This window comes from Mesorhizobium sp. WSM4850 (genome assembly GCF_055811735.1).
This window is the reverse complement of record NZ_JBVVPV010000049.1, coordinates 34,623-46,402: the sequence shown is the minus strand read 5'-3', so window position 1 is coordinate 46,402 and position 11,780 is coordinate 34,623. Positions and strand designations below refer to the sequence as shown.

Below are 11,780 nucleotides of genomic sequence, written 5' to 3'. Positions count from 1 at the left end.
GGAATCATTCCTTTGCATCTGGCCTAGGAATCACATCTCGATTCCACCAGTCTACCCCTAAGGTTAGCGCCTATGGGGCGCTGTCCCGCCGACCCCGCGCATTTTGGATAGCCTCCACCTAGCAGCGCCCTCACCCTCGCAGCCGCTCGAGATTCGCGTCGAACAGCGGCGTCGGCTGCACCCGGGCGGTGTAGCGCTTGCCCAGGAGCTCGATCTCGAAACCATCGGCCTCGTCGGCGATCTCCTTCGGCACATAGCCCAGGGCCACGGACGTCTTCGAATGATGTGCGTAGCCGCCTGACGTGACCCAGCCGCGCACCGCGCCGTCGAACCAGATCGGCTCGTCGCCGATGACGTCGGCCGCATCGACGACAAAGGCGCGCAGTCGCAGGTTGCCGCCTTGCTGGCGCTCGGCGAGTGCCGCCTGCTTGCCGATGAAATCGGTTTCTTTCCCGTAGGCGACGAAACGGTCGAGCCCGGCCTCCAGCGGTCCGTAGATCGGCCGGTATTCGCGCGCCCACGAGCCGTAATTCTTCTCCAGCCGCAGCGCGTTGAGCGCGCGCGCGCCGAACAGGCCGATGCCGAAGTCTTCGCCGGCCGCCATCAGGGTCTGGTACGCGGCACGCTGATATTCCGGCGCCACCCAGATCTCGTAGCCGAGATCGCCGGTGTAGCTGACGCGGCCGACCAGGCACGGCGCCATGCCGATATCCATCCTGGCCGTCGCCATGAACGGAAACGCCGCATTCGACACATCCGCCCGCGTGGCTTTTGCCAGCACGTCCCGCGCCCTCGGACCGGCAATCGACAGGCCCGTCAGTCTCGCCCCCAGCGCCTCGATATGGACCGAGCCATCTTGCGGCAGATGCGCCTCGAACCAGCGCATGTGATACTGCTCGGCAATGCCGGAACCGGCGAGGAACCAGCCCTCCCCGCTGGAATTGCCGCTGCCGAGATTGGCCAGCGAAAAGTCGCCGATCAGCCTGCCGTCTTGCTTCAGCATCGGCGCCAGCGTCATGCGGCCGGGCTTTGGCAGCTTGCAGGCAAGCAGGCGGTCGAGCCAGGCCGCCGCGCCCGCGCCCGTCACCCTGTATTTGGCGAAGGACGAGATTTCCGACAGGCCGACACTTGTCCGCACCGTCCTCACCTCTTTTGCGACATGCTCGAAATCGCTCGAGCGCCGCCACGAGAACTCGTCCCTTACGCCTTCGGGCGCATACCACAGCGGCACTTCCAGCCCATAGGCCACGCCCCACTGCGCGCCCTTGGCCGACAAGAGGTCGTAGACCGGCGTGGTCTTGAGCGGCCGCCCGGCAGGCAGCTCCTCATTGGGAAAGCGGATGGAAAAACGCCGCGAATAATTCTCGCGCACCTTGGCGTTGGTGTAGGCCATCGTTGCCCAGTCGCCGTAGCGCGAGACGTCCATCGCCCAGATGTCGGCGCCGGGATCGCCCTCGATCATCCAGTTCGACAGCGCCAGGCCAACACCGCCGCCCTGCGAAAAGCCGGCCATGACGCCGCAGGCGACCCAGAAGCCAGGCAGGCCGCGCACCGGCCCGACCAACGGGTTGCCGTCGGGCGCGAAGGTGAAGGGGCCGTTGATGATCTGCTTGATTCCGGTGTTCTGGAAGGCCGGGAAATGCCGAAACCCGACTTCCAATGACGGCGCGATGCGGTCGATGTCGGGCTCCAGCAGCTCGTGGCCGAAATTCCACGGTGTCTGGAGCTCGGACCATGGCTTGTTGGCCTTCTCATAGGTGCCCATCAGCATGCCGCCGCGCTCCTGGCGCAGATAGAGCTCGCCGTCGAAATCGACCGCGTGGATGATCTCCGTGCCGGTCTTCTGGTTCCAGGCGGCGACCTCCGGCATGTCCTCGGTGATCAGGTACATGTGCTCCATGGCCAGCACCGGCAGTTCGAGGCCCACCATGCGGCCGACCTCGCGCGCCCACAGGCCGCCGGCGTTGACGACATGCTCGGCCACCACCTCGCCCTTGTTGGTGATGATCCGCCACAACCCGTCGGCGCGGCGCACGATATCCTCGACCTTGGTGAAGCGCTCGACCTCGGCGCCAAGTTTTCTGGCCGCCTTGGCATAGGCGTGGGTGACGCCGGACGGGTCGAGATGACCGTCCTCCTTGTTGCGCACCGCGCCGACGAACTGTTTCGGGTCGAGCAGCGGCATCAACTCGGCCGCCTCATCAGGCGAGATCTCCTCGAGGTCGATGCCGAGATAGCGGCCCTTGGCGACAACGCCGCGCAGCCAGTCGAGCCGCGCCTCGGTCGCCGCCAAAAGCACGCCACCGGTCAGATGCACGCCGGTCGCCTGGCCGGACAGCTCCTCGATCTCCTTGTAGAGCGAGATCGTGTATTTCTGCAGCTTGGCGACGTTGGGATCGCCATTGATCGTGTGCATGCCGCCGGCCGCGTGCCAGGTCGAGCCGGAAGTCAGCTCGTCGCGCTCCAGAAGCACAATGTCGGTCCAGCCGTGACGGGCGAGATGGAACAGCACCGAACAGCCGACGACGCCTCCGCCAATGACCACGACCTTCGCATGCGATTTCATCGGTTTTTCTCGTTATTTCAGGGAGTTGGAGGGGTGGGATGAATCGGTGCGGGAGGAGCCAAGCCACCCCCCTCTGGCCTACCGGCCATCTCCCCCTCAAGGGGGGAGATTGGCAGTTTCAACGCCGCCGCGCTCTTTTCAACGGTGGTGATTGGCGAAGGAGAACGTGACAGCCAATCTCCCCCCTTGAGGGGGAGATGTCCGGCAGGACAGAGGGGGGTACACGAGCGCAAGCCTTCGACCATCACGGCTCGCCCTGCCCGATCGCTTCCTTGCGCCTGGCCACATACGCCTCCAGCGCCTCGCGCACGGCAATATCAATAGTCGGTTCGACATGATCCTCCAGCGCCTTCTTCCACAGCCGCGTCGCCCGCGCCGTGGCGTCTAGCCCGCCGGCCTCCTGCCAGGCCTCGTAGTTCTGCCAATTGGAGAGCATCGGCTGGTAGAAGGCGGTTGCATAGCGCTCCAGCGTGTGCGGCTCGCCGAAGAAATGGCCGCCGGTCGGCACGGCACCCAGCGCCTCGACGGCGAGTTCCGCCTCGTTGACTTCGATCGGGCGCAAAAACTCCATCATGTGCTGGATCATCTCGACGTCGATGATGAACTTTTCGAACGACGCGGTCAGCCCGCCCTCCTGCCAGCCGGCTGCGTGGTAGACGAGATTGCCGTGGCCGAGCACCGCGCCCCACAGCGCCATCAGCGTCTCATAGGCGCCTTGCGCGTCGGCGGCGTTGGAGGCCGAGCCCGGCGTCGTCCGGTAGGGCAGTCCATAGCGCCGCGCCAATTGCCCGGAGGCGATGTTGGCCTTGGTGTTCTCCGGCGTGCCAAAGGCCGGCGCACCGGACTTCATGTCGACATTGGAGGTGAAGGCGCCATACATGACCGGGGCGCCGGGGCGGACAAGCTGCGTCAAGACCACGCCGAACAGCGCCTCGGCGTTCTGTTGCGCCAGCGCGCCGGCAAGCGTCACCGGGCTCATCGCCCCCATCAGCGTGAACGGCGTCACCGCAACCGACTGACCGAACTCGGCCATGGTCATCAGGCCTTCGGCCATCATTTCGTCGAAGCGGCGCGGCGAGTTGACCGAGATGATGGTGGTGACGCCGGGATCGTCGCGCATTTGGTCGAGGCTCAAGCCCCGCGAAATCGCCATCATTTCGACGCCGTCCAGCGCCCTGCCGCGGCCGATCGCCGAGACGTGAAAACTCTTGTCGGTCAGCGTCAGATTGGCGAAATAGGTGTCGAGGTGGCGTGAATTGGCCGGCAGTTCCACCGGTGCGCAGACCTGATTGCCGAGCATGTGGATGCAGTTGAAATGCTGCGCCAGCCGGGTGAGGTCGCAATAGTCGCGCAAATTGCCGGCGCGCCGGCCGCGTTCCATGTCATGCACGTTCGGCGGTCCGGCGACGAGCGTAAAATTGATCGTGTTGCCGCCGAGATGGACTGTGTGGGCCGGGTTGCGCGGCGTCAGCGTATAGCTGGACCGCGTCGTCTTCAGTGCCTCGTCGACCATGCCGCGGTCGATGCGGACAGTCATCGACGCATGATTGACCTTGGCGCCGGCCTTCTCGAACAGCGAAAGCGCCCGCGGGCTCATCACCTCGATGCCGAAATTCTCCAGAATGTGCATCGACGCCTGGTGGATCGCCTCGATCTGATCGGCCGAGAGCATCGCCATCGGCGGATAGGGATTTGTCACGCGGCGCAACGGCAGTTGCGGGATGGCGGCCGGTCCCCTGTTGCTGGTTCGCTCGGCGCCGCGCTTGCGTCTCGGTTCGGTCATGCGGCGCATCAAAGCGCCGGCACGACGATCGGGCTGTCAGAAATCCGCCACCTGCGGGCGCGATTTTAGCCAAGGCGGCATTTTGGGATTTTCGTGCCGACAAAAGCGACGGAAAACGTCGGAATATCTATCCTCGCTGTGTCCCGGCCAAAGCGGCCGATCAGCCGTTAAGGAACGCTGCAAGATTCCCTTTATGATTCCAGCCTAATCCTCTTCCAATGGGTAGGTCGAGTTTTAGCAAAATTGTAGCCGTTACCGTGCTGCTGGCGCTGTCGGCCTGCGCGACGCCGCCGAGCCATATCAACAATGTCTGCGCCGTCTTCGACCAGAATGACGGCTGGTTCGACAACTGGCAGGCGGCGGCCGAACGCGCCGAACGGAAGCACGGCGTGCCGGTTCCCGTGCTGATGGCGACGGTGCGCAAGGAATCCGGCTTCAAGAGTAACGCCAGGCCGCCGCGCAAGAAGCTGCTCGGCTTCATTCCCTGGAAACGTGCCTCCAGCGCCACCGGCTTCTCGCAGGCGCTTGACGGCACCTGGGCGCAATATCAGAGCGAGACCGGCAGTTGGGCGGCGCGCCGCACCAGCTTCGCCGATGCCGTCGATTTCGTCGGCTGGTATCATTCCAAGACATCAGACACGCTCGGCGTCGCCCGCAACGACACCTACAATCTCTATCTGGCCTATTATCTCGGCTGGACGGCCTATGGCCGCGGCAACCGCGGCGATGCCGGCGTGCAGCGCTATGCGCGGGCCACCGAGCAGATGGCTCGGGACTACGCCGCGCAGCTACGCCAATGCGCGCGTTGATGGCGCCACGGATCTAATCGTCCGTCAGCTTCGGCCTCTTGCCGTGCGGACGCTGCGGCGGAGCGCCGGCAAAGCCCGGACCGATGCCTTGCGGCGCGTCGTCGGGCACGCCTTCATTGGCGGCATGCTCCTTGTCGAACTTGATCACCGGCTCCATTTTCGCCAGCACGTCGTCGGCAAGCCAGCACAGGCTCATATGACCGTCGCCGAGATGCTTGACCGGCGGCACCTGCGTCTCGCAAAGATTGTCCGGCACCAGCTTCTTGTAGCCGCAGCGGGTCTGGAACGGGCAGCCGGTTGGCGGGTTCATCGCCGACGGGATGTCGCCCTCCAGCACGATGTGCTTCTTGATCACGCTGGTATCGGCGATCGGGATCGCCGACAGCAGCGCCTCGGTATAGGGATGATAGGGCGGCGAAAAGATCTGGTCGGTCGTGCCCTGCTCGACGATATAGCCGAGATACATGACGACGACGCGGTCGGCGATGTAGCGCACCACCGACAGGTCGTGGCTGATGAACAGCATCGTCGTCTTGTTCTTGCGCTGGATGTCCATCAACAGTTCGGTCACCGCCGCCTGCACCGACACGTCGAGCGCCGAGACTGGCTCGTCGGCCACCACCACCTTGGCATCGCCGGCAAAAGCCCGAGCCACGCCGATGCGCTGCTTCTGGCCGCCTGAAAGCTGGCGCGGCTTGCGGGTCTCGAACGCCCGCGGCAGCTTCACCAGGTCGAGCAGTTCCAGCATGCGCTTGCGGCGGTCGGCAACGGTGTTGCCGACATTGAACTTTTCCAGCGTGCGGATGATCTGCGAGCCGACCGTGTGGCTGGGGTTGAGCGTGTCGAACGGATTCTGGAACACCATCTGGATCGACGACACCGTCTCGACGCTGCGGTTCTCGACCCCGATCGACTGGATCTGCTGGTTGCCGAGCGTCACGCTGCCGGAGCTTGCCGTCTCCAGCCCGAGCAGCACCTTGGCCAGCGTCGACTTTCCGCAGCCGGACTCGCCGACAATGGCGACGGTCTCGGATTCGCGCGCCATGAAGGAGATCGTCTCATTGGCCTTGACGACGCGGCCCTCGCTCGAGCCGAACACCTCGCTGCCGCCGACCTTGTAGTACTTTTTGAGATCCTCGATCTTGAGCACCGGCGCGCCGGGCTCGACGCGCTCGTTGACCTTCTTGGCGCCGGGCGGCAGCGCTTCCCAGTCGATCTCGTTGAAGCGCACGCAGCGCGAAAAATGGCCTTCATGGCCGTCGACCGCGATCATCGGGATTTCTGCGGCGTTGCAGACGCCCTCGACGAAATGGTGGCAGCGGGGGCCGAAATTGCAGCCCTTCGGCCGCTCGTGCGGCAGCGGCAATTGCCCCGGGATTGAGATCAGAGGCCGCGAATTCTTGTCGGCGCCAGGCAGCGGGATCGAGCGGAACAGGCCTTGCGTGTAGGGATGGCGCATCCGGTCGAAGACATCCTTGATCTTGCCGGTCTCCACCGCTTCGCCCGAATACATCACCGTGATGCGGTCGCAGGTTTCCAGGATCAGGCCGAGATTGTGCGACACGAAGATCATCGAGGTGCCGAACTTCTCGCCAAGTCCCTTGACCAGGTCGACGATGCCGGCTTCGACCGTCACGTCGAGCGCCGTCGTCGGCTCGTCGAGCAGCAGCAGCGCCGGCTTCGACAGCAGCGCCATGGCGATGACGATGCGCTGTTGCTGGCCACCGGAAAGCTGGTGCGGAAACGAGCGCATCATCCGCTCCGGATCGGGCAGCCTGACCGAGCGCACCATTTCCAGCGCGCGTTGATAAGCCTCTTCCTTCGACACCTTGTCGTGGATCAGCGGCACTTCCATCAGTTGCTGGCCGACCTTCATCGCCGGGTTCAGGCTGGCCATCGGCTCCTGGTAGATCATCGCGATCTTGTTGCCGCGGATGGCGCGCAGTTCCTCGTCGGACAGCTCGCCCATGTCCTTGCCCTGGAACTTTATCCGGCCGCCGACGATCTTTCCGATGTTGGAGAGGTCGCGCATGATGCCGAGCGACACGGTCGACTTGCCGCAGCCGGATTCGCCGACGATGCCCATCGCTTCGCCAGGCATGACCGTGCAGGAGAAGTCCATGACGGCCGGTATCTCGCCCTTGCGGGTGAAGAAGGAGATCGACAGGTTCTCGATCTCGATGATCGGCCCATTGGTCCGCTTGGGGGGATTTCGAACTGCCTCATTCATGGGTCGCTCCAATCCTGTTCTTTCAGCATATCGGGTCGAGAACCCGTCCATCAATCTTTCATCGATTGCTCACGCAGCGAGTCGGCCAGCAGATTAAGGCCCAGCACGAACGACATCAGCGCGATCGTCGGCGGCAGCGCCGGATGGATGAAGGAGCGCAGCAGCCGGCTGGCATCCTTGATCGCGGTGCCCCAGTCCGGGCTCTCGGGCGCCAGCCCCAGGCCGAAATAGCCGAGCGTGCCGAGCAGGATCGTGGTGTAGCCGATACGCAGGCAAGCATCGACGATCAGCGGCCCGCGCGCATTGGGAAGTATCTCCCACAGCATGATGTACCAGGGCGATTCACCGCGCGTCTGCGCCGCCGCCACATAGTCGCGCGTTTTGATGTCCATGACCAGGCCGCGCACGATGCGGAACACGCCGGGGCTGGAGGCGAACACCACCGCCACGAAGATGTTGAGCTGGTTGGGATCGATATGGATGATCCTGAACGGATCGGCATCGAAGACCAGGCCGGCATAGACCCAGCCGCCAATGATCAGCGTCAGCCCCAGCAGGATGTAAAGGCGGTCGGGCCGTTTCTTGTAGCGCGTCCAGAACAGCACGCTGAAGAAGATGATCGGGAACATGAAGAACAGGCCGGCCATCGCATAGGGGATCGGTGTCTCCATGATGCCCGGCGTCACCAGGAGGTAGAACAGCAGGATCACCGGGAAGGCGAGCACCAGATTGGCGAGGAATGACAGCACCGTATCGATCCTGCCGCCATAATAGCCGGCCGGCAGACCGAGCGTGATGCCGACCATCAGCGCAAACCCGGTCGCCGCCGGCGCGATGATCAGCACGATCTGACTGCCGTAGACCATGCGGCTGAACACGTCGCGGGCAAGCTTGTCGCCGCCGAACAGGTAGACAAGTCCCGATTGCGGCTCGACCGCGCCCGGCAGGGCGTCCTTCATGATCGGGATCTGGACAAGCGGATTGAACGGCGAGACGGTCGACGCGAAGATCGCCGTGAACAGCCAGAACAGGCAGATGCCGACGCCGACGATGCCGACGCTGCTGTCGAAGAGCTGACCGTAGAGGCCAAGCCTCTTCTTGTAGGCGAAGCTCGCCCCCATCACCACGACGAGAGCGATCCAGACCGGCCAGAAACGCGCAAGCACGCCAAGCACCACATTGAAGGCGCCGATATATTCAAGCTGCATCCGCTCGATCCCCTATTGAACTCTGATACGCGGATTGAGAAACGCGTAGCCGACATCGGAAATGAGCTGCGTGATCAGGACGATGAACACCGAGACCAGGGAGCAGCCGAGCAAAAGATCGATATCGTTGTTGCCCGCCGCCTCGACCAGCGTGTAGCCAAACCCCTGGTAGCGGAACATCACCTCGACAATGACGACGCCGGTGAGCAGCCAGGGAAATTGCAGCATGATGACGGTGAATGGCGCGATCAGCGCGTTGCGCAGCGCGTGCTTGACCACGACGCTGCCGAAGGAGAGGCCCTTCAACCGGGCGGTGCGGATATATTGCTGCGTCATCACCTCGACCATCGAGGCGCGGGTCATGCGGGCGATATAGCCGATGCCATAGATCGCCAGCGTCATCACAGGCAAGGTGAAGTTGTAGAAGGTGATGCCCCGGCTGGCGGAAGCCGCCGAACCGTTCAGCAGGCCGAGCCATGAGGCGAAGATGACGGTGAAAATGACGCCCGAGACATATTCGGGCGTCGCCGTCGAGGCGATCGAGGCGACCGACAAGGTCCGGTCGGTTCGCGAGCCTTCGCGCATGCCGGCGAGGATGCCGATCAGCAGCGAGATCGGCACCATCACCACAAGCACCCAGAACATCAGGATTCCGGTAGCACCAAGCGCCGGGAATAGCTTCGACGCGACCGTCGTCTTGAACTTGGTCGAGCAGCCGAAGTCACCCTGCAGAACGCCGGAGAATGTCGGCTCGACAGGATCGTTGCAGAAGGCAAAACGTCGCGTGGGTTTGCCGGTTGCCGGGTCTGTGACTGGCTGCTTGGGCACGATACCCAGCCATTGGCCATAGCGGGAAAAGAAATTCTGGCGGTAGCCATGGTTGACAAGCCAGTTTTCGAGCTGCTCGGCCGAGGTGTGCATTTCGGTCTGGCTGATCGCCAGCTTTTTCAGATTGGGATCGAGATTGATCAGGAAGAACACGACCATCGTCAGGCACAGCATCGTCAATGCCATGGTGACGAGGCGTCGAAGGATGAAAGAAAGCATGGCGGTCCCCTGCCGGCTGGTTGGGGTTGAGGCCGGCTCGGAGCCAGCTCAGCCGCAATCGGCAGAGCTGGCTGTCAAACGGACCCTCAGAATGCGATCAACCCTGTCTTATTGCACGCCCCTTTCCGAAGAGTCTGCGCTTTTTTTCTGCGCCGATCTGCGGTTGTGGGATCATGCATGGCGTGGGTGGAAGGGGCGAACCGCCCCTTCCACGATCGATCCGATCAGGCCTCCTCGTCGAGCCAGACCTTGCCGTAGTCGCGCTCGAAGGTCGGGTGCATGCCGTAGTTCTTAACGGAAGCGACCGAATGGCTGTAGAGCTTGCGCCAGTAGGGCTGGATGATGATGCCGGCATCTTGCAGGATCTGCTCGATGTCCTTCATCATTTCCTTGCGCTTGGCGGGGTCGGCAACGGCGAGCGCCGCGTTGAGCTTGGCATCCCACTCCGCATTCGCCCAGCCCGTCTCGTTCCAGGCTTCACCGGTGCGATAGCCGATCGCCAGAACCTGGACGCCGAGCGGCCGCATGTTCCAGTTGGTCATCGACAGCGGGTATTTGGTCCAGTCGTTCCAGAAGGTCGAGCCCGGCAGCACCGTACGCTTGACCTTGATGCCGGCGTCGCGCATCTGCGCGGCGATCGCATCGCCGGTGTTCTTGTGCCAGTCTTCGTCGACCGTGATCAACTCGTGCTCGAAGTCGGCCTGGCCGGCTTCAGCCATCAGCGCCTTAGCCTTGGCCGGATCGCGGGCAATCTTCGCCAGCTCGAAGTATTCCGGATGGATCGGCGAGACATGGTGGTTTTCGGCAACTGTGCCGGCATTGCCGTAGCCGAGCTGCAGGACGACAGCGTTGTCGACCGCAAGCTGCAGCGCGTTGCGAACCTTCTGATCGTCATACGGCTTGTTGGTCACATTGGTGCGGCAGACGATCGTCGAAGCGGTGACCACCTCGGACTTGACCAGGTCGACACCGTCGAGGATCGACACATAGTCGGCCGACGTCTCGAAATTGGTATGGACTTCGCCGGCTTCGAAAGCGCTGACCATCGCCGCCGGATCGGTGCCATAGTCGATGAACTCGACGCCGTCGAGAAACACCTCACCGTCCCACCACTTGTTGTCTTCGCGGCGCTTGTAGACGACCTTCTGGCCGACATCGTAGGAGACCAGTTCAAATGGGCCGGTGCCGATCGGGCAGGCTTTGAAATCGCCGCCCTTTTCGTCGAAGGTCTTGTGGACGACGAGACCGGGATAGTCGCACACGTTGGGGATGAGCGCGATATCCGGCGAGCTGAGCGTCAGCTTGACCGTGTGTTCGTCGACCTTGGTGACGGCGCTCTCATCCAGCTTGTCGTCCTTGACCAGCGAGCCGAGACGACCGGGCATGGAATTGCCTTCGGCCTTCTTGTCGGCCCAACGCTTGAAGTTGAAGATGACATCGTCGGCGGTGAACGGATCGCCGTTGTTCCAGGTGACGCCCTTGCGCACATGCAGCGTGTATTCGGTGGCGTCGTCGTTGACGTCCCAGCTCTCGAGCAGGTAGGGGCGGAACGTGTATTCGTTCGTGTACTTGACCAGCGGCTCGAGCGCCTGGCGCTCGGCATTGGCGATCTCCGACCAGTCGGCCTTGCGCGGATCCTTCGGATCCTTGATCCACATAGCGACCTTCAGTATGCCGCCTTTCTTGCCCTGCGCGTCCTGCGCTCTCGCCGGCGTCGGGTCGGCGAGGCCGAGCATGCCATAGGCCATCGCCGTGGACGCGCCGAAGACGCTGGCCAAAGCGAGAAACTCGCGGCGATCGACACGTCCGGCCCTGGCTTCCTGGGCCATCGCATGGATGTGATCCGGAACGCGGTCGCCATTACTCTTGTAGATTGTCATCGAGAACTCCCATTGTTGGCTTTCTGCCTTTTACCATTCCGCATCCGGGCCGTGATGTCAAAAACGGCACCGGATTGGGAACATGCCAAGGAATGTGCAACTTTGGAAGGGAAGCAGTTCGCGTGATAACGACAGTCTTGGCGCAAAATTGCTATTGCCCGGCAGATTTCGTTCGAATCTCCGGCATCGATCAAACTGAGACATTCACTACCGCGCCGCACGTCCCGTCGGGCGCGCAACGGACGCTGTAGCGGTTT

At 63.0% G+C, this 11,780-nt stretch carries 7 protein-coding genes; 1 reads left to right on the top strand and 6 read right to left on the bottom strand.

The features are described from left to right. Window positions 1-130: 130 nt before the first annotated feature. The gene (locus tag AC0L2Z_RS30010; protein WP_473630046.1) at window positions 131-2,566 is read right to left on the bottom strand and encodes a GcvT family protein; all 2,436 of its coding nucleotides are present in this window, start codon (window positions 2,564-2,566) and stop codon (window positions 131-133) included. A gap of 244 nt (window positions 2,567-2,810) precedes the next feature. Beyond that, window positions 2,811-4,349, bottom strand: a complete 1,539-nt coding sequence (locus tag AC0L2Z_RS30005) for a trimethylamine methyltransferase family protein (RefSeq protein WP_473479962.1) — start codon at window positions 4,347-4,349, stop codon at window positions 2,811-2,813. Between the two features lie 218 nt (window positions 4,350-4,567). Here AC0L2Z_RS30005 and AC0L2Z_RS30000 point away from each other — a divergent pair, with 218 nt between their 5' ends. Continuing rightward, complete coding sequence (locus tag AC0L2Z_RS30000) at window positions 4,568-5,158, top strand: transglycosylase SLT domain-containing protein (RefSeq protein ID WP_128174262.1); 591 nt, start codon at window positions 4,568-4,570, stop codon at window positions 5,156-5,158. A 13-nt stretch (window positions 5,159-5,171) separates the two neighbouring features. On the opposite strand, the gene AC0L2Z_RS29995 is transcribed toward AC0L2Z_RS30000, so the two are convergent. The 4 genes from AC0L2Z_RS29995 to AC0L2Z_RS29980 all read right to left on the bottom strand — a co-directional run bounded on the left by AC0L2Z_RS29995 (window position 5,172) and on the right by AC0L2Z_RS29980 (window position 11,523). Then, window positions 5,172-7,388 (bottom strand): dipeptide ABC transporter ATP-binding protein, encoded by a 2,217-nt coding sequence (locus AC0L2Z_RS29995; RefSeq protein WP_473630045.1) that lies wholly within the window; start codon window positions 7,386-7,388, stop codon window positions 5,172-5,174. A gap of 50 nt (window positions 7,389-7,438) precedes the next feature. Beyond that, the gene (locus tag AC0L2Z_RS29990) at window positions 7,439-8,596 is read right to left on the bottom strand and encodes an ABC transporter permease (RefSeq protein WP_128174266.1); all 1,158 of its coding nucleotides are present in this window, start codon (window positions 8,594-8,596) and stop codon (window positions 7,439-7,441) included. Between the two features lie 12 nt (window positions 8,597-8,608). Then, window positions 8,609-9,643 carry an ABC transporter permease gene (locus tag AC0L2Z_RS29985; RefSeq protein ID WP_023798677.1) on the bottom strand — a complete coding sequence of 345 codons (1,035 nt, stop codon included), beginning with the start codon at window positions 9,641-9,643 and terminating at the stop codon, window positions 8,609-8,611. Between the two features lie 224 nt (window positions 9,644-9,867). Beyond that, complete coding sequence (locus tag AC0L2Z_RS29980; protein ID WP_023798676.1) at window positions 9,868-11,523, bottom strand: ABC transporter substrate-binding protein; 1,656 nt, start codon at window positions 11,521-11,523, stop codon at window positions 9,868-9,870. Window positions 11,524-11,780 lie beyond the last annotated feature (257 nt).